Consider the following 17,511-nt stretch of genomic DNA (forward strand, 5'->3'; position numbering starts at 1 on the left):
TGTTTAGAGAGAATTTAGTCTCCCGTTAAGCCTTGGCACAAACCTTGCGAATCCAGCTCCAACCAAAAAACTTTTGCGTTGGAGCGATTTCATGAAGCGCCGCGATTTCCTCAAATCCGTTTCCGGGTTGGCCGCTGGCGCGGCGCTTCCGGCCATGCCGTCCGTGATCTCCCCGGCCAAGGCCGATGCCCGCTCGGAGACGCTGCTGATCGTCTCGGAGGGCGGCCCCAACAATCTCGATATCCATGGCGTCGGCACCAACGTGCCCGGCTATGAAGTCTCCTGGAATTGCTACGACCGCCTGATCAGCCACGAGATGAAGAGCGGCCCGGGCGGGGTGCCCTATTACGACCGCGACAAGTTCAAGGGCGAGCTCGCCGACGACATGAAGATCGACGACATGTCGGTCACCTTCAAGCTGAAGAAGAACGCCAAATTCCACGACGGCACGCCGGTCACGGCGAAAGACGTGAAATGGTCGCTCGACCGCGCCGTCAGCGTCGGCGGCTTCCCGACCTTCCAGATGAGCGCGGGCTCGCTGACCAAGGCCGAGCAGTTCGTCGTGCTCGACGATCACACCGTGCGCGTCGACTTCCTGAAGAAGGACAGGCTGACGATCCCCGATCTCGCGGTCATCGTGCCCTGCATCGTCAATTCCGAGCTGGTGAAGAAGAACGCCAGCGAGAAGGACCCATGGGGTCTCGAATACACCAAGCAGCAGACCGCCGGCTCCGGCGCCTACAAGGTGACGAAGTGGACCGCGGGCACCGAAGTCATCATGGAGCGCAACGACGACTGGGTCGGCGGTCCGCTTCCCAAGATCAAGCGCGTGATCTGGCGCATGGTGCCGCAGGCGGGTAACCGCCGCGCGCTGCTCGAGCGCGGCGATGCCGACATTTCCTATGAGTTGCCGTTCAAGGATTTCCAGGAGATGAAGGCGAACGGCAAGCTCAACGTGGTGTCGCTGCCGTTCTCCAACGGCATTCAATATATCGGCATGAACGTGACCAAGCCGCCGTTCGATAACGTCAAGGTGCGGCAGGCCATGGCCTATGCCATGCCGTACCAGAAGATCATGGACGCCGTGCTGTTCGGCCTCGGCAATCCCATGTTCGGCGCAAAGGACAAGGCGACCGAAGTCGCCTGGCCGCAGCCACACAAGTTCAACACCGACATGGAGAAGGCGAAGGCGCTATTGGCCGAGGCCGGCTATGCCAACGGTTTCGAGACCACGATCTCGTTCGATCTCAATTTCGCCGGCGTCAACGAGCCGCTCTGCGTGCTGGTGCAGGAGAGCCTCGCCCAGCTCGGCATCAAGACCACCATCAACAAGGTGCCCGGCGCCAACTGGCGCACCGAGCTCAACAAGAAAGAGATGCCGCTGTTCACCAACGTGTTCTCGGGCTGGCTCGATTACCCGGAGTACTTCTTCTACTGGTGCTATCACGGCAACAATTCCGTGTTCAACACCATGAGCTACAAGTCGGCGGCGATGGACAAGTTCATCGACGGCGCGCGCACGGCGGCAGCCACCGGCGACAAGGCCGCCTACGATGCCGACGTGAAGGGCTTCGTCGATCTCGCCTTCGCCGACATCCCGCGCATCCCGCTGTATCAGCCGTTCGTCAACGTCGCTATGCAGAAGAACGTCACGGGCTATCAGTACTGGTTCCACCGCCGGCTCGACTATCGCGCGATGGCGAAGGGGTGACGAGGCGAATAGGGAGTGGCGAATAGCGAATAGGGGAGCAGGGATCATGACGGTCAACCGCGAACGACTATTCGCCATTCGCTACTCGCCACTCGCAAGCGCGGAGCGCTGCCGATGCTGACCATGATCGGCAAGCGCCTGATGTTCGCGATCCCCTCGCTGATCGGCGTCGTCATCGTCACCTTCCTGCTGACGCGCGCGCTGCCGGGCGATCCCGCCGCCTACTTTGCCGGCCCCGCCGCGACGAAAGAAGCCGTCGAGCAGATCCGGAAAAAGCTCGGCTTCGACAAGCCACTGATCGAGCAGTTCTTCCGCTACGCCAACGATCTCGCGCACGGCGATTTCGGCAACTCGCTGACGACGGGCCAGCCCGTCGCTACCGAGATCCGCAACCGCCTGCCGGCCTCGGCCGAGCTGACGCTGCTCGGCCTCTTCGTGTCCATTGCGATCGCCATTCCGCTCGGCGTGCTGGCGGCAACGCGGCCGGGATCATGGATCGACCATCTCTGTCGGGTGACGACCACGGCCGGCGTCTCGCTGCCGGTGTTCTTCACCGGCCTCGTGCTGGTCTATGTCTTCTACTTCCGGCTGGGCTGGTCGCCGGCGCCGCTCGGCCGCCTCGACGTGTTTTACAGCGCGCCGCCGACGGTGACAGGCTTCTATCTGATCGACACCTTGATCGCGCGCGATTATGAAGCGTTCCGCTCGGCACTGAGCCAGTTGATTCTTCCCGCAACGACGCTTGCGATCTTCTCGCTGGCGCCGATCGCGCGCATGACCCGCGCCTCCATGCTCGCGGTGCTCGCATCCGAATTCGTCCGCACCGCGCGCGCCAGCGGCCTGTCGCCGGCAACCGTGATCGTCACCTACGCGTTCCGTAATGCGATGCTGCCCGTGATCACCACGCTCAGCATGGTGTTCTCGTTCCTGCTCGGGGCCAACGTGCTGGTGGAGAAGGTGTTCGCCTGGCCCGGCATCGGTTCCTACGCGGTGGAAGCGCTGATCTCTTCGGACTTCGCGCCGGTGCAGGGTTTTGTGCTGACCATGGCGGTGATGTACGTGCTGCTCAATCTCGTGATCGACATTTTGTACGGCGTGATCGATCCCCGCGTCAGGTTGGAGGGCTAGGTTATGAGCTCCGTTGCGCCAGCTGTTGAACCTGTCGGTCCCGCCCGCACGTCAGGCCTCGTCGCGATTTTTGAACAGACCCGTTACGTCCTCAGCGAGAACAAGGTCACGGGCTTTGCCTTCGCGCTGCTCCTGATCATCGTGTTCGCCGCGCTGTTCGGCCCCTATGTCGTGCCCTACGATCCGCTCGCCTCCGACACGGCCGCCGCGTTGAAACCACCGTCCGCGGCACACTGGTTCGGCACCGACCAGCTCGGCCGCGATATCTTCAGCCGCGTGATCGTCGCCACGCGCCTCGACGTCTTCATCGCGGTCGCCTCGGTGGCGCTGGTGTTCCTGATGGGCGGCCTCGCCGGCATTGCGGCCGGCTATTTCGGCGGCTGGACCGATCGCGTCGTCGGCCGCATCGCCGACACCATCATGGCCTTTCCGCTGTTCGTGCTGGCGATGGGCATCGTCGCCGCGCTGGGCAATACCGTGCAGAACATCATCCTGGCCACCGCCATCGTCAACTTCCCGCTCTATGCCCGCGTCGCGCGCGCCGAGGCCAATGTCCGCCGCAATGCCGGTTTCGTGCAGGCCGCGCGTCTCTCCGGCAACGGCGAATTCCGCATTCTCTTGGTGCACATCCTGCCGAACATCATGCCGATCATGATCGTGCAGATGTCGCTGACCATGGGCTACGCCATCCTCAACGCCGCCGGCCTCTCCTTCATCGGCCTCGGCGTCCGCCCGCCGACCGCCGAATGGGGCATCATGGTCGCCGAAGGCGCGGGCTTCATGGTGTCGGGCGAATGGTGGATCGCGCTCTTCCCCGGCCTTGCTCTGATGGTTGCCGTGTTCTGCTTCAACCTCCTCGGCGACGGCCTGCGCGACATCGTCGACCCCCAGCGGAGGACGTGATGGTTGGTCTTCAGTCAGCGGCGAGCGAAGCGAGACTGACCGGTGAGGAGGGCACTGTCTTCTCGCTCCCTCCCCCCTTGTGGGGGAGGGTTGGGGAGGGGGGTAGCCCAGGAAAAGGTGTCTGTGGGATGGATGTTGCGGTGCTCGCATGCGGAGAGAGCCCCCGTGTGGCACCCCCCTCCCTGCCCCTCCCCCACAAGGGGGGAGGGAATGAGAGAGCGGCGCCCGCCTCACGCGCAAATTCCTGGCCGAAATTCTCCAATGATTTCAGTCGCCATTCTACTGTGCATGGGGTTGTTTTCGAATGTTTGAGTGACGGGAGGCGTCCATGACCGCCCAGCCGCTGCTCGACGTCCGGGACCTCACGGTCGAATTCACCACCCGCCGCGGCATCGTCAAGGCGGTGCAGCACGTCAACATCTCCGTGGCCAAGGGCGAGACGCTCGCCATCGTCGGCGAGTCCGGCTCCGGCAAGTCGGTGACCTCCTACGCGGTGATGCGCATCCTCGACCGCGCCGGCAAGATCGCCGAGGGCTCGGTGCTGTTCTCCGGCATCGACGTCAAGGCGGCGACCGAAGACCAGATGCGCGATCTGCGCGGCCGCGAAGTCTCGATGATCTTCCAGAACCCGCGCGCCGCGCTGAACCCGATCCGGAAAGTGGGCGATCAGATCGAGGACGTCCTGCGCACCCATGTGCAGCAGGCCCAGGTGGCCGATCACGGCGAGAAGGCGATCGAGGCGCTGGAGCAGGTCAAGATCGCCCGCCCGCGCGAGCGCTACCACGCCTACCCGTTCGAGCTGTCGGGCGGCATGTGCCAGCGCGTCGTCATCGCGCTCGCGCTCGCCTGCAATCCGCAGCTCCTGATCGCGGACGAGCCGACCACGGGCCTCGACGTCACCACGCAGAAGGCGGTGATGGACCTGATCGTCGAGCTGACCAAGCGCCGCGCGATGTCGACCATCCTGATCACCCACGATCTTGGCCTCGCTGCCGCCTATTGCGACCGCGTCGTCGTCATGGAGAAGGGCCGCGTCGTCGAGACCGCCACGGCCGCCGACATTTTTGCGAACCCGCAGCACCCCTATACGAAGAAGCTGATGCGCGCGACGCCGCGGCTCGGGGTGAGCTTGCGAGATCTGCTGCCGGAAGAGGAAGCGAGCGCCTCGCAATCCTTCTCCGTCATGGCCGGGCTTGACCCGCCTGCGGGGCCGAAGCCCCTTCGGCGCGGCGAAGGCCCGGCCATCCATCACGCTTCGCAAGATTCGTCTCAGTCGATGGACCCCCGGGTCAAGCCCGGGGGTGACGAGAATCCAAAGCTTCTCCTCCGCGTCGACAAGCTCGTCAAAGAATATCCGCGCCAAGGCGCCACCGCCGTGCTCGGCAAACTGTTCGGCCGCAAGCCGCCGGTGGAGCCGGACGTGTTCCGCGCCGTCGATGGCATCAGCTTTGCGATCGGCCAGGGCGAGAGCGTCGGCCTCGTCGGCGAATCCGGTTGCGGCAAATCGACGACGTCGATGATGGTGATGCGTCTGCTCGACCAGACCTCCGGCCTGATCCAGTTCGACGGCGAGGACATCTCCGGCATTGCGCCCGCCGCCTTCGCCCGGCTGCCGCAGCGCAGCCGCATCCAGATGGTGTTCCAGGACCCGACCGACAGCCTCAACCCGCGCTTCACCGCCGCGCGCGCCATCGCCGACCCGATCATGCAATTGGGCGACATCAGGGGACGCGACGCGCTGCGCGCCCGCTGCGAGGAGCTCGCCACCATGGTCGGCCTGCCGCACAATCTGCTCGACCGCTTCCCGCACCAATTGTCCGGCGGCCAGAAGGCCCGCGTCGGTATCGCCCGGGCGATCGCGCTGCATCCCAAGCTCGTGATCCTGGACGAGCCGACCGCGGCGCTGGACGTCTCCGTGCAGGCGGTGGTGTTGAACCTGCTGCAGGACCTCAAGGCGCGGCTAGGTATGAGCTATCTGTTCGTCTCGCATGATTTGAATGTGGTGCGCCTGCTGTGCGATCGTGTCATTGTGATGCGGACCGGACGGATCGTCGAGGAAGGCTCTTCCGAGCAGGTGCTCGGCGATCCCAAGGACGACTACACCAAGGAGCTGCTGACGGCGATCCCGCATCCGCCGTTGCCGGTGCACTGATTGCTGGGACGCGTGATGGCCGAACCCCTGGACGACTATATCGACGCATTATCGAAGGCGCTGGCGCTGCCGATCGAGGAGGCCTGGCGGCCCGCCGTGCGCGCCAACCTCGAGGTGTCGCTGCGGCTTGGCCGTCTGGTCGACGAATTCGCGCTGCCGGACGAGACCGAGCCGGCGCCGATCTTCACGGCCTGACGCCATGACCGCCAAGCCAGAGATGACGGCCGCCGAGATCGCGAGTGCGGTTGCGGCGTGCAAGATGTCCGCGCTCGATGCCACTGACGCCGCGCTCGCGCGCATCGCGCAGCATGACGGCATCCTCAATTCCTTCACCGACGTCACCGCCGACCGCGCCCGCGCCAAAGCGCGCGCGATCGATGCCGACATGGCCGCCGGCAGGACAGTCGGTCCGCTCGCCGGCGTGCCCTTCGCCGTCAAGAACCTGTTCGATGTTGCGGGCCTGCCAACGCGTGCCGGCTCGAAGATCAATCGCGACCTCGCGCCCGCCAGGCGCGATGCGACGCTGATCGAGCGCATGGAAGCGGCCGGCGCGGTTCTGGTCGGCGCGCTCAACATGGGCGAGTATGCCTACGATTTCACCGGCGAGAACATCCATGACGGACCCTCACGCAATCCGCACGACACCACGCGGATGAGCGGCGGCTCCTCGGGCGGCTCGGGCAGCGCCGTCGGCGGCGCGCTGGTGCCGATCGCACTCGGCTCCGATACCAACGGCTCGATCCGCGTGCCGTCGTCCTTCTGCGGCGTCTTCGGCCTGAAGCCGACCTATGGCCGGCTGTCGCGCGCGCGCTCGTTCCCGTTCGTGGCGAGCCTCGATCATCTCGGCCCGTTGGCGCGATCCGTCACCGATCTCGCGCTCGCTTATGACGCGATGCAGGGCCCGGACGCAGACGACGGTGCCTGCAGCACGCGTGCTGTCGAGCCCGTCACGCCGCTGCTCGATGAGTCCATTTCCGGCTTGCGCGTTGCGATCGCCGGCGGGCACTTCCAGAAGAACGTGTTTCCGGAAGCCGTCGAGGCCGTCAGCCGTATCGCCAAGGCGCTGGGCGCAACGCAAGTGGTCGATGTTCCCGAAGCATCGCGCGCCCGCGCCGCCGCCTATGTCATCACCACCACGGAAGGCGCTTCACTCCATCTCGACCGCCTGCGCAAGCGCCCTGGCGATTTTGACCCGGCGGTGCGCGACCGGCTGATCGCGGGGGCGATGGTGCCGGCCGCGCTGGTCGATCGCGCCCAGAAATTCCGTCGCTGGTATCGCGCGCAACTCACCGAGGTCTTCAAATCGGTCGATGTTCTGCTGGCACCCGCAACGCCCTGCACCGCGCCAAAACTCGGCCAGGTCAATTTCAATCTCGACGGCGTCGAGCTGCCGGTCCGCGCCAATATCGGCATCCACACCCAGCCGATCTCCTTCATTGGCCTGCCGGTGGTCGCGGTCCCCGTGCCGCTCGAGCCGCTGCCGATCGGCGTGCAGATCATTTGCGCGCCCTGGCGCGAGGACATCGCGCTGCGCGTCGCGCACGCATTGGAGAAGATGGGCGTCGTCGCCGCGCCCGCGCCGAGAGGATTCTAAGATGCAGATCGATCTCCCCGACGTGGTTGCGGAAGTCAAAGCCGCGTTCGAGCGTTATGAGCAGGCCCTCGTCAGCAACGACGTCGCCGTGCTCGGCGAGCTCTTCCGCAACGACCCGCGCACGCTGCGCTACGGCATCGGCGAGAACCTCTATGGCTACGAGGCGATCTCAGGCTTCCGCGCCGCGCGCCCGCCGGTCGGCCTCAACCGCCGCACCGCCAAGACCGTGATCACGGCTTACGGCCGCGACACGGCCGTGGCGTCCACCTTGTTCTATCGCGATACGGCTCCCGGCAAGGTCGGCCGGCAGATGCAGACGTGGATACGTTTCCCGGAGGGCTGGCGCGTCGTCGCCGCTCATGTCAGCATCATCGACGAGCCGAAAGAGACCGTATGACGCTTGATGATCTTCCGCAGGGCACCTTGCCGGCCGAGCCGGTGGTGCCGCGTGTCGACCGTCCATCGCCGTCGCTGCTGAAGATCACGCGCGCCGAGGAGCTGCGGCTGCAGCTTGCCGACGAGATCGTGCGGGGAACGCTGGCGCCGGGCGCGCCGCTGGACGAGACCGATATCGCGCGGCGCTTCAACGTCTCGCGCACGCCGGTACGCGAGGCGTTGCGCCAGCTGGTGGCGAGCGGCCTCGTCGAGGCGCGGCCGCATCGCGGCGCCGTCGTGGCGCGGCCATCCATCGAGCGGCTCAAGAGCATGTTCGAGGCGATGGCGGAGCTCGAGGCCTTGTGCGCAGGCCTGGCCGCCGAACGCATGTCAGCGGCCGAGCGTCACGGCCTGGAGGCCATACACGAGGAATTGCGGGTACTGAGCTACACCGGCAATCCCGAGCGCTTCCACGAGGTCAACGAGCGCTTCCACAACGCGATCTATGCCGGCTCGCAGAACGGCTACATCGCCGAGATCACGCTCGCGACCCGCGTCCGCGTGCAGCCGTTCCGCCGCGCCCAGTTCCGCAACCTCGGCCGCCTCGCCAAGTCGCAAGCCGAGCACGACCGCGTCGTCGTCGCCATCATGCGCGGCGACAAGCAGGGCGCCGCCGCCGCCATGCGCGCGCATATCGAGCTGGTGCGCGGGGAGTATGAGATCTACGCGGTGTCGGTGTGAGTTGCGTGCTCACTGCGAGGTGAAGGAGAGGCGCCGGTTCTCGGGAACCCTGCTTTGCCCTGATCGTTTCCTCCCATCGATCCGATCAGGAGAAAATATCATGGCCTCCTCCGAGAAAGATCCCCGTCATCACACCCAGAAGATGAAGCAGCGTCTGCAGGAGACGGTGACGCACTTGCGCGAAGACATCCGCAAGGTCGACGAGCCCCAGCTCACCGCGATGTTCGAAACGTCCGCAGAGGTGCTGTCAGGCCTCGTCAAGGCGTTCGACGACTATGAGAAGAAGAACGAAGCTGCCTGGCGCAAGTCGGCGTGAGGCGGTGGCCGTCGTCTAAGCCGTCGCAGCTTCCGCCATAAACTTCCGCCATCCCCCGAACGCGGTGATGTCGCGGGCTTCGCTCAGCACTGCCGGCTCGACGAGGAATCCCTTCACGCTGCGCCCGTCGGCGAGCCTGATCGTGCCGATCGCCATCGGCGAAGGAATCGCATCGACGAACTTGCCGAAGGCGGACGATGATAGCGACCAGATCTCCAGCTCGATCGCAGCGCCTTGGCCGGCCTCGACGCGCAGCAGGCCCGGCTTCGGCGGCGTGGTCTGAAGCGCATACAGCTTGTAGTCGGCGGCCGTCCTGGTGGCCTCGATCAAGCGTGCGTTCAGCGCCGTCAGCTCCCCGTTCAGCGCCATGCCGGAGAGATGCGCGCCGACCACCGCAATCGGGATTTCATCGCCACTGCTTGCGGGTAGTGGCGCGAGTGGGGCCTGCGCCACACCCTTCGCGCCGAGCGTCAGCTTCGTATCGGCATGGAACACCCGTCCGATGCTTGCGAGCAGCGCGTCGCGCCCTGCGGGCGCCAGCAACGTGATGCCGAACGGAATGCCGTCGCTGCGCATCGAGGCCGGCACGGCGAGGCCGCAGAGATCGAGCAGGTTGACGAAGTTGGTGTAGGTGCCGAGCCGGCTGTTGAGCTCGATCGGATTGGCCAGCACCTGCGCGGTCGTATAGGCCGTCGGCGCCGTCGGCAGCACCAGCGCGTCGATGTTGGCGAACGTTCGCTCGGCAATCTTGCGCAGTCCCTGCAGGCGATAGAGCGCGGAGAAGGTGTCCGCCGCCGTGAGCCGCGCGCCGCCCGCGGTGATCTCCCGCGTCACGGGATGGATCGCATCAGGCGCGGACGCCAGCAGGCTCTTGATCACGAGGTAACGCTCGGCGACCCAGGGGCCCTCGTAGAGCAGCCGGGCCGTCTCATAGAACGGCTCGAGGTCGAACTCGACCAGCGTTGCCCCAAGCGCGGTCCATCGCTTCAGCGCATCGCTGTAGGCGGCTTCCGCCTTCCTGTCGCCGAAGAAGATCAGCTGGCCGTTGCGCGGCACGCCGAGGCGCAGGTTTGCCGGCATCGGCGTGATCGCGCCGAGCGGCCGGTCGCGCGAGAACGGATCGGCCTGGTCGGGGCCGGCCATCACCGACAGCGCGAGGGCGGCATCGTCCACCGTCAGTGCGAACACCGAGATGCAGTCGAGCGTGCGGCAGGCCGGCACCAGGCCTGCGGTCGAGATCATGCCGAGGCTCGGCTTCAGCCCGACGATGTTGTTGAGCATCGCCGGCACGCGGCCGGAGCCGGCGGTATCCGTGCCGAGCGACAGCGGCACGAGCCCGGCGCCGACCGCGGTGGCCGAGCCCGAGCTCGATCCGCCGGGAATGAGATCATCGCGGATCGAGTTGCGCGGGATACCATAGGGCGAGCGCACGCCGACGAGGCCGGTCGCGAACTGGTCGAGATTGGTCTTGCCGATGATGATCGCGCCCGCCGCACGCAGGCGCTCGACCGCTGTCGAGTCGTGCGTGGGCGTGTAGGAGAAAGCCGGGCAGGCCGCGGTGGTCGGAAAGCCCAGCGCGTCGATATTGTCCTTCACCGCAACAGGCACGCCGTAAAGCGGCAGGCTGGCCGCATCCGCCCGGGCCGCCAGCTTCTCCGCTTCCGCAATCGCGGCTTTCTCCTCGCGCAGGCTGATGAACACGGCGGGATCGTCGTGATCGCGGATGCGCCGATAGGTCCGCGCGACCGTTTCTGCCGGCGTCAGCGTGCCCGCGCGGTGCGCGGCCACAATCGCGGCGATCGTTTCAGGCTGCTCGGCCCCCATGGCGGCAAAACTCCGGCAATTCGTCTTGGCCCCGAGTGAAGCAAGCGATGTGCCATTGTGTACAGAATCCGGGCAGGACCATCGTTCCGGATCTTATCGTGCGATCAGTGGCTTGGGGGATATTCCGGCCGCCGCGCGCCCGCTCGCCTCGGCGACCCCTCGCCTGCATCTGCTCAAATCATGGGCAGCCTGGATCAGGTGAAGCCGGAGAGGATCCGGAGCAGCTGCGCCCGGTTCTCCTTGCCGATCTTGGCCTCGACATGCCGCTCGTGCTCGGCCGCGAGCCGCTTGAACTTTTCGAGCGCCGTCTCGCCCTGCGCCGTGAGGTGCAGCGCATGCGAGCGCCGGTCCTCCTTCGACTTGATCCGCTTCACCAGCTTGCGCTGCTCGAGGCTGTCGAGCAGGTGCACCAGCCGGGCGCGCTCGATGCCGAGTCGTTTTGCCACCGCCATCTGCGACAGGCCCGGATTGGCGCCGATTACGGTCAGCACCGAATATTGCGTCGGCCTGATGTCGACGTCTCGAAGCGTCTTGATGAAGTCCTGAAAGATCCAGATCTGGAAGCGCCGCACCGCATAGCCGGCGTGGCCGACCAGTGCGTCGAGGCCAACGTCGTCGCCGACATCGCGTGGTGCCGCGCCGTTGCCGGCGCGCTTGCGTGGGGAGTGGCGGGTGTCGGCCCGGGCTGCTGAGGGTGGCACGTCGGTATCTCCTGTCGCGCAACCCTAGCGCTCCTGAGCCCGAAGCGAAAGATTGTTGTTGACGACAACAATTGCCACGCCCAACATTATGGCCAAAGCGGCCCGGAACGAGGCTGCGGCCGATCCTGTAACCGGGATGGAGGAGGAAACACATGACAGTTGCCTCACATGGTGACGTTGCAGGCCTGTTCGCAACGCCGAGGACGGTCGCGGAGCATCGGCCCGACGGCAGCATCGTTCTGCGCTCGCCCGAGCCGCTCGGCGAGTTTGCGCGCTGCACCGGCGATTGGCTGGAGCAATGGGCGCAGCAAAGGCCGGATGCGATCTTCCTCGCCGAGCGCGGCAATGTCGACCAGCCCTGGACCACCGTCACCTATGCGCAGGCGCTGCGGAAGGTGCGCGCCGCCGCGTCCTGGATCCTGGCGCAAGGGCTCAGCGCCGATCGCCCCGTGGCGATCCTCTCCGACAACAGCGTCGATCATGCGCTGCTCGCGCTCGCAGCCCAGCATGTCGGCGTACCCTCGGCGGCGATCTCGCCGGCCTATTCGCTGATGTCGAAGGACTTCGACAAGCTCAAGAGCATGATTGCGCTGCTCGACCCCGGCGCGATCTACGTCTCCGCGCTCCAGCCGTTCGCACCAGCGCTGGCCGCCATCAAGCCGCTGCACAACGCACAGATCATCAGCGGCAACGCCGATGACGCCGACGCGCTCGCGTTCCGCGCCATTGCGGCAACGCCCGAGACGCCCGGCGTCGCAAAAGCCTTCGCCGCGGTGACGCCGGACACGATCGCAAAATTCCTGTTCACCTCGGGCTCGACCGGCACGCCGAAAGCCGTCATCAACACCCAGCGCATGCTGACCTCGAGCCAGCAGGCCAAGGCGCAGACCTGGACCTTTCTCGAACAGAGCCGCGATCTCGTCATTCTCGATTGGCTGCCCTGGAGCCACACCTTCGGCGCCAACCACAATTTCAACCTCGTGCTGCGCAACGGCGGCTCGCTCTACATCGACGCCGGCAAGCCCGCGCCCGGCCTGTTCGCGACGTCGCTCGCCAATTTGAAAAGCGTGATGCCGACGGTCTATTTCAACGTGCCGCGCGGCTTCGACATGCTGATCGCGGCACTGCGAAGCGACGAGGAATTGCGGCGCCGCTTCTTCGGCGAGGTGAAATTCGCGTTCTACGCCGGCGCCGCGTTGCCGCAGAATCTGTGGGATGCGCTCGCAGAGCTCTCGCTCCAGACGGTCGGCCACACGCTGCCGATGGTCTCGGCCTGGGGCTCGACGGAAACCTCACCGCTCGCCACCGACTGTCATTTCCTCGCCGAGCGCTCCGGCAACATCGGCGTGCCCATTCCCGGCACCGAGCTGAAGCTCGTCACCTCCGGCGACAAGCTCGAGGTGCGGGTGCGCGGCCCCAACGTCACGCCCGGCTATTGGAAGGCACCGGAGCTGACGAGGCAAGCGTTCGACGAGGAGGGCTTCTACCTGATCGGCGACGCCGTGAAGCTTGCCGATAACGCGCGCCCCGAGCGCGGCCTGTTCTTCGACGGCCGCGTTGCCGAAGATTTCAAGCTCAACTCCGGCACATGGGTCAGCGTCGGCGGCTTGCGCGTTGCCGGCATCGCCGCGCTGGCACCGCTGGCGCAGGACATCGTCGTCGCCGGTCACGGCGGCGACGAGGTGCGCTTCCTCGTGTTTCCGAACATCGCAGCCTGCCGCACCCTTGCCGGCCTGCCCGAGACCGTGGCCGCGACCGAGGTGCTCGCGCACGACAAGATCAGGACGGCAATCGCACAGGGGCTGGCGCGGCTGAAACAGCAGAGCGCCAACTCCTCCGCTCACGCCACTCGCGCGTTGCTGCTTGCCGAGCCTCCTTCGGTTGACGGCGGCGAGATCACCGACAAGGGCTACATCAACCAGCGCGCCGTGCTGACGCGCCGCGCCGATGCCGTGGCGCGGCTGAACGATGATGCGTCGGGGGAGTGGATCGGGTTGTAAAGGCCGAGTCAGCGACGCCACATTCCGCTGTCATTCCGGGGCGCGCCTCTTGGCGCGAGCCCGGAATCCATTTCACCGCAGGGGTGTTGCGCGATGGATTCCGGGTTCGCGCTACGCGCGCCCCGGAATGACGAGCGGGATACGCCAGCCACCCTGTCGCAATATCCTGCCGATTCTTTTGTTGCCTAAGCAACTAATTTGTGCGAACCACTTCAGACGGAGATGACGGCGGAGAACCGCTGCGTCTGATTCTGGAGGAAACAATGCGCGGCAGAGATGATGCCGTCGGCAAATGCCGACGCATGCCGGACGACGGGGCGCCTCTCCGGCGCGGCGCGTCAACTCTAGCTGCTGTCCGTCACCGCGCCGAGATTGTCGTGCAGCCGCCGGAGCAGGTCGATCAGCACTTCGCGCTCGTCCTTGCTGAGGCAGGACAGCAGGCGCCGCTCACGCTCGAACGCAGCGACAATCACCTTGTCGTGGGTGGCGCGGCCCCTTGCCGTCAACGAGATCGAGTGCGTGCGGCCGTCGTTCGGGTCGGTGCGGATCGACACCAGTCCGCGCTTTTCCAGGCCAGCAAGGGTCCTGCTCACCGGCCCTTTGTCGAAGCCGATGACGTGGCAGATGCGCGAGGCGGGAATGCCGGGCTCGATCGCCAGCAGCGACATGATCCGCCATTCCGTGACGTTGACGCCGAACTCCCGCTGATAGAACGCGGTCGCGCTGTTCGACAGCTTGTTGGCGATGAAGGTGATGAACGCCGGGACGTAGCGCTCGAGATCGAGCGTCGGTCCCGCATCGCTGGGCGCGGGCTTCTGGCGGGCTCTGGTCGACGACGGCGGCATATCGGGTTTCTAACTCGCGGCGGGCCCAAAGACCTAAGGGCATGCGCCGTCCTTTCACAAGATCAAAATGAGGGAGGTCTCCCATGACCGCATCCGGCTCCGCGGGATCGGGTGTCCCGCATCTCGACGTCGATCCCTTCGACATGACTTTTTTTGCCGATCCCTATCCCGCCCATGAGCTGCTGCGGGAGGCCGGCCCGGTGGTTTATCTCGACAAATGGAAGGTCTATGGCGTGGCGCGCTATGCCGAGGTCCACGCGGTGCTGAACGATCCCGCCACCTTCTGCTCCAGCCGCGGCGTCGGGCTTTCAGACTTCAAGAAGGAAACGCCGTGGCGGCCGCCGAGCCTGATCCTTGAGGCCGACCCGCCGGCGCACACCCGCACCCGCGCCGTGCTGTCCAAGGTGCTGTCGCCGACGGTGATGAAGCAGGTGCGCGACCGTTTTGCGGCGGCGGCGGAGGAACGGGTCGACGCGCTGCTCGAACAGCGCAGCTTCGACGCGATCACCGACCTTGCCGAGGCTTATCCGCTGTCGATCTTCCCCGATGCGCTCGGCCTGAAGCCGGAAGGGCGCGAGCATCTGATCCCCTATGCCAGCGTCGTGTTCAACGCCTTTGGCCCTCCCAACCAGTTGCGCCAGCAGGCGATCAAGCGCTCGGCGCCGCATCAAGCCTATGTCGCCGAGCAGTGCCAGCGCGAGAACCTGGCACCCGGCGGCTTCGGCGCCTGCATTCATGCGCAGGTCGACGAGGGGGCCATTACGGCGAGCGAGGCGCCGCTGCTGGTGCGCTCGCTGCTGTCGGCCGGTCTCGATACCACCGTCAACGGCATCGGCGCCGCCGTCTATTGCCTCGCGCGCTTCCCCGACCAGTGGCAGCGCCTGCGCGAGGATCTCACGCTGGCACGCGGCGCCTTCGAGGAGGCGGTGCGTTTCGAGAGCCCGGTGCAGACCTTCTTCCGCACCACCACCCGTGAGGTCGAGCTTTCCGGTGCGCGTATCGGCGAGGGCGAGAAGGTGCTGATGTTCCTTGCCGCAGCCAATCGCGATCCGCGGCGCTGGGACGATCCCGACGCTTACGACATCACCCGTCGCACCTCCGGCCATGTCGGCTTCGGCTCCGGCATCCACATGTGCGTCGGCCAGCTCGTCGCCCGCCTCGAAGGCGAAGTGATGTTGACCGCGCTGGCGCGTCGCATCGCGAAGATCGAGATCACGGGCGAGCCGAAGCGCCGCTTCAACAACACCCTGCGCGGGCTCGACAGCCTGCCTGTCACCATCACCCCGGCCTGACGAGGAGACTCGATGCCCGCCATCATCTTTATCCATGCCGACGGCAAGCCCGACCGCGTCGAGACTTCAGGCGGCGAGAGCGCCATGCAGGCCGCGACCCGTCACGGCGTCGACGGCATTTTGGCCGAATGCGGCGGCAACGCGATGTGTGCAACCTGCCACGTCTATGTCGATGAGAGCTGGCTCGCGCGCCTGCCGGCGATAGCTGACGACGAGGATGCGCTGCTCGACGGCACTGCCGCCGAGCGGCGGCCGAACAGCCGCTTGTCCTGCCAGATCACTATCACGTCCGAGCTCGACGGGCTCGTGCTGAGACTGCCCGATCGGCAGGTGTGAATCTCAATATGTCGGCAACGACCGGCGACCAACAAACAGGGGAGGGAATGATGAAGCATCTGAAGTGGACGCTCGCGCTGGCGGCGAGCCTGGTGACCGGCGCGGCGAGCGCCGAGATATCGGACAATATCGTGCGCATCGGCGTGCTCAACGACATCTCCGGCATCTTCCAGGACACCAACGGCATGGGCTCGGTCGAAGCCGCCCGCATGGCCGCGGAGGATTTCAACGGCGGCGGCAAGGGCATCAAGGTCGAGATCGTCTATGCCGATCACCAGAACAAGGCCGATGTCGGCAACGCGATCGCACGCAAATGGCTCGATGTCGAAGGCGTCGACGCCATCGTCGACGTGCCCAACTCGGCCGTCGGCCTGTCCATCAACGCGCTCCTGCGCGACAGCCGCATGACCTTCCTGGCGTCATCGACGGCGAGCTCGGATCTCACCGGCAAGGCGTGTTCGCCCAACACCATCCAGTGGGTCAACGACGCCTGGGCGACCGGCAACACCACGGCAGCGGCGATGATGTCGCGCGGCGGCAAGGACTGGTATTTCCTGACGGTCGATTACGCGCTCGGCAAGGGCATCGAGGCGGAGGCGCAGAAATACATCGAGGGTCACGGCGGCAAGGTGATCGGCTCGTCCAAGCATCCGCTCGGCACCTCCGATTTCGCGTCCTTCCTGCTGCAGGCGCAGAGCTCGAAGGCGCAGGTGATCGGACTCGCCAATGCAGGCGGCGACACCATCAACGCGGTGAAGCAGGCCGCCGAGTTCGGCATCCAGCAAAGCGGCCAGAAGCTCGTCGCCTTCCTGCTCTTCATCAACGACCTCCACGGCATGGGCATCAAGGTCGCGCAGGGCCTCCAGCTCATGGAAGCCTTTTACTGGGACATGAACGACGATACGCGCGCATTCGCCAAGCGTTTCGCCGCGCGGCCCGGCATGAACGGCAAGATGCCGAGCGGCAACCAGGCCGGCGTCTACGCTTCCACCCTCGCCTATCTCAACGCCGTCGCGGCCACCGGCAGCGACAATGCCAAGCAGGTCGTGCCCGAGATGAAGAAGTTCAAGGGCAAGGACAAGCTGTTCGGCGACACCACGATCCGCCAGGACGGTCGCGTCGTGCATCCGATGTATCTGTTCGAGGTGAAGAAGCCGGAGGAGTCGAAATATCCGTATGATTATTACAAGCTGGTCTCGACCATTCCGGCGGACCAGGCGTTCCGTCCGCTGGCGGAGGGCGGGTGTGAGCTGGTGAAGTAGCGAACGCTGTTGCAGCGAGCTCGGTTGCCTTCACCCTCCCCCTTGTGGGCTACCGGATTCACAGATCACCTCCGGGGATCATTAGCTTTGCACCGCGCTTCATGGCCTGGAACTCGAGCCAGCCCTCGAGCATGACGATCGGGCCTGGCTTGCCGTAATAGCCGGTCCATCCGCCGAGGCGCGCGCAGACCCAAGCTGCGCGCGCCAGTGATCCCTTCGGATGGGGATTTTTCTGTCGCTCCGTCTTGCCTTCAAGTTGAGCGCAACAGGCTTCCAGCAGGGGAACGTCCTCGGGCTCGAATGCATCGCTCAGGGGCCGCAGAGGCCCTGG

16 protein-coding genes and 1 pseudogene are annotated in these 17,511 nt (G+C 65.7%); 13 read left to right on the forward strand and 4 right to left on the reverse strand.

Features of this window, described 5'->3' with window-relative positions; all coding sequences use genetic code 11:
- Nucleotides 1-91: 91 nt before the first annotated feature.
- The 9 genes from HZZ13_RS33625 to HZZ13_RS33665 all read left to right on the forward strand — a co-directional run bounded on the left by HZZ13_RS33625 (nt 92) and on the right by HZZ13_RS33665 (nt 8,920).
- Nucleotides 92-1,711, forward strand: coding sequence for an ABC transporter substrate-binding protein (locus HZZ13_RS33625; RefSeq protein ID WP_197963742.1), 1,620 nt, complete (start codon nt 92-94; stop codon nt 1,709-1,711).
- Nucleotides 1,712-1,825: 114 nt separating this feature from the next.
- Nucleotides 1,826-2,839 (forward strand): ABC transporter permease, encoded by a 1,014-nt coding sequence (locus HZZ13_RS33630; RefSeq protein ID WP_197963743.1) that lies wholly within the window; start codon nt 1,826-1,828, stop codon nt 2,837-2,839.
- Nucleotides 2,840-2,842: 3 nt separating this feature from the next.
- Nucleotides 2,843-3,742, forward strand: coding sequence for an ABC transporter permease (locus tag HZZ13_RS33635; protein WP_197963744.1), 900 nt, complete (start codon nt 2,843-2,845; stop codon nt 3,740-3,742).
- A 328-nt stretch (nt 3,743-4,070) separates the two neighbouring features.
- The gene (locus tag HZZ13_RS33640; RefSeq protein ID WP_197963745.1) at nt 4,071-5,894 is read left to right on the forward strand and encodes a dipeptide ABC transporter ATP-binding protein; all 1,824 of its coding nucleotides are present in this window, start codon (nt 4,071-4,073) and stop codon (nt 5,892-5,894) included.
- A gap of 15 nt (nt 5,895-5,909) precedes the next feature.
- Nucleotides 5,910-6,089, forward strand: coding sequence for a DUF4089 domain-containing protein (locus tag HZZ13_RS33645; protein WP_197963746.1), 180 nt, complete (start codon nt 5,910-5,912; stop codon nt 6,087-6,089).
- A gap of 4 nt (nt 6,090-6,093) precedes the next feature.
- Nucleotides 6,094-7,488 (forward strand): AtzE family amidohydrolase, encoded by a 1,395-nt coding sequence (locus HZZ13_RS33650; RefSeq protein ID WP_197963747.1) that lies wholly within the window; start codon nt 6,094-6,096, stop codon nt 7,486-7,488.
- 1 nt (nt 7,489) lies between these two features.
- Nucleotides 7,490-7,885 (forward strand): oxalurate catabolism protein HpxZ, encoded by a 396-nt coding sequence (gene hpxZ, locus HZZ13_RS33655; RefSeq protein ID WP_197963748.1) that lies wholly within the window; start codon nt 7,490-7,492, stop codon nt 7,883-7,885.
- On the forward strand, nt 7,882-8,604 hold the full coding sequence (locus tag HZZ13_RS33660; protein WP_197963749.1) for a GntR family transcriptional regulator: 723 nt from the start codon (nt 7,882-7,884) through the stop codon (nt 8,602-8,604). The genes hpxZ and HZZ13_RS33660 overlap by 4 nt, the downstream gene beginning before the upstream one ends.
- Before the next feature lie 100 nt (nt 8,605-8,704).
- The gene (locus HZZ13_RS33665) at nt 8,705-8,920 is read left to right on the forward strand and encodes a hypothetical protein (protein ID WP_029673845.1); all 216 of its coding nucleotides are present in this window, start codon (nt 8,705-8,707) and stop codon (nt 8,918-8,920) included.
- A 15-nt stretch (nt 8,921-8,935) separates the two neighbouring features.
- Here HZZ13_RS33665 and atzF read toward each other — a convergent pair whose 3' ends face one another.
- Both atzF and HZZ13_RS37045 read right to left on the reverse strand, forming a co-directional pair.
- Nucleotides 8,936-10,744 (reverse strand): allophanate hydrolase, encoded by a 1,809-nt coding sequence (atzF, locus tag HZZ13_RS33670; protein ID WP_197963750.1) that lies wholly within the window; start codon nt 10,742-10,744, stop codon nt 8,936-8,938.
- A 194-nt stretch (nt 10,745-10,938) separates the two neighbouring features.
- Nucleotides 10,939-11,445 carry a MarR family winged helix-turn-helix transcriptional regulator gene (locus HZZ13_RS37045; protein ID WP_197963751.1) on the reverse strand — a complete coding sequence of 169 codons (507 nt, stop codon included), beginning with the start codon at nt 11,443-11,445 and terminating at the stop codon, nt 10,939-10,941.
- 152 nt (nt 11,446-11,597) lie between these two features.
- On the opposite strand from HZZ13_RS37045, the gene HZZ13_RS33680 reads away from it, so the two are divergent.
- Nucleotides 11,598-13,445, forward strand: a complete 1,848-nt coding sequence (locus HZZ13_RS33680) for a feruloyl-CoA synthase (protein ID WP_197963752.1) — start codon at nt 11,598-11,600, stop codon at nt 13,443-13,445.
- A 344-nt stretch (nt 13,446-13,789) separates the two neighbouring features.
- Here the strand turns inward: HZZ13_RS33680 and HZZ13_RS33685 are convergent, their stop codons facing one another.
- A complete protein-coding gene (locus HZZ13_RS33685) occupies nt 13,790-14,290 on the reverse strand; it encodes a MarR family winged helix-turn-helix transcriptional regulator (RefSeq protein ID WP_197963753.1) in 501 nt (166 codons plus the stop codon).
- Between the two features lie 83 nt (nt 14,291-14,373).
- On the opposite strand from HZZ13_RS33685, the gene HZZ13_RS33690 reads away from it, so the two are divergent.
- Genes HZZ13_RS33690 through HZZ13_RS33700 form a run of 3 tightly spaced genes read left to right on the forward strand, consistent with a single transcriptional unit; the run spans nt 14,374 to nt 17,180 of the window.
- Complete coding sequence (locus HZZ13_RS33690; RefSeq protein ID WP_197963754.1) at nt 14,374-15,582, forward strand: cytochrome P450; 1,209 nt, start codon at nt 14,374-14,376, stop codon at nt 15,580-15,582.
- A gap of 12 nt (nt 15,583-15,594) precedes the next feature.
- Nucleotides 15,595-15,918: a 2Fe-2S iron-sulfur cluster-binding protein gene (locus tag HZZ13_RS33695; protein ID WP_197963755.1), complete on the forward strand. Its 324-nt coding sequence runs from the start codon at nt 15,595-15,597 to the stop codon at nt 15,916-15,918.
- A gap of 50 nt (nt 15,919-15,968) precedes the next feature.
- Nucleotides 15,969-17,180 (forward strand): ABC transporter substrate-binding protein, encoded by a 1,212-nt coding sequence (locus tag HZZ13_RS33700; protein WP_197963756.1) that lies wholly within the window; start codon nt 15,969-15,971, stop codon nt 17,178-17,180.
- A 58-nt stretch (nt 17,181-17,238) separates the two neighbouring features.
- On the opposite strand, the pseudogene HZZ13_RS33705 reads toward HZZ13_RS33700, so the two are convergent.
- Nucleotides 17,239-17,511: pseudogene (locus HZZ13_RS33705) on the reverse strand (IS4 family transposase); the annotation flags it as partial.

The organism is Bradyrhizobium agreste, assembly GCF_016031625.1.
GTDB classification, from domain to species: Bacteria; Pseudomonadota; Alphaproteobacteria; order Rhizobiales; family Xanthobacteraceae; genus Bradyrhizobium; species Bradyrhizobium agreste.

Coding starts and splice junctions, on each gene's coding strand:
- HZZ13_RS33660 (WP_197963749.1), top strand. CDS start 7,882: ATGACGCTTGATGATCTTCCGCAGGGCACCTTGCCGGCCGAGCCGGTG.
- HZZ13_RS33680 (WP_197963752.1), top strand. CDS start 11,598: ATGACAGTTGCCTCACATGGTGACGTTGCAGGCCTGTTCGCAACGCCG.
- HZZ13_RS33690 (WP_197963754.1), top strand. CDS start 14,374: ATGACCGCATCCGGCTCCGCGGGATCGGGTGTCCCGCATCTCGACGTC.
- HZZ13_RS33635 (WP_197963744.1), top strand. CDS start 2,843: ATGAGCTCCGTTGCGCCAGCTGTTGAACCTGTCGGTCCCGCCCGCACG.
- HZZ13_RS33630 (WP_197963743.1), top strand. CDS start 1,826: ATGCTGACCATGATCGGCAAGCGCCTGATGTTCGCGATCCCCTCGCTG.
- hpxZ (WP_197963748.1), top strand. CDS start 7,490: ATGCAGATCGATCTCCCCGACGTGGTTGCGGAAGTCAAAGCCGCGTTC.
- HZZ13_RS33625 (WP_197963742.1), top strand. CDS start 92: ATGAAGCGCCGCGATTTCCTCAAATCCGTTTCCGGGTTGGCCGCTGGC.
- HZZ13_RS33650 (WP_197963747.1), top strand. CDS start 6,094: ATGACCGCCAAGCCAGAGATGACGGCCGCCGAGATCGCGAGTGCGGTT.
- HZZ13_RS33640 (WP_197963745.1), top strand. CDS start 4,071: ATGACCGCCCAGCCGCTGCTCGACGTCCGGGACCTCACGGTCGAATTC.
- HZZ13_RS33695 (WP_197963755.1), top strand. CDS start 15,595: ATGCCCGCCATCATCTTTATCCATGCCGACGGCAAGCCCGACCGCGTC.
- HZZ13_RS33665 (WP_029673845.1), top strand. CDS start 8,705: ATGGCCTCCTCCGAGAAAGATCCCCGTCATCACACCCAGAAGATGAAG.
- HZZ13_RS33700 (WP_197963756.1), top strand. CDS start 15,969: ATGAAGCATCTGAAGTGGACGCTCGCGCTGGCGGCGAGCCTGGTGACC.
- atzF (WP_197963750.1), bottom strand. CDS start 10,744: ATGGGGGCCGAGCAGCCTGAAACGATCGCCGCGATTGTGGCCGCGCAC.
- HZZ13_RS33645 (WP_197963746.1), top strand. CDS start 5,910: ATGGCCGAACCCCTGGACGACTATATCGACGCATTATCGAAGGCGCTG.
- HZZ13_RS33685 (WP_197963753.1), bottom strand. CDS start 14,290: ATGCCGCCGTCGTCGACCAGAGCCCGCCAGAAGCCCGCGCCCAGCGAT.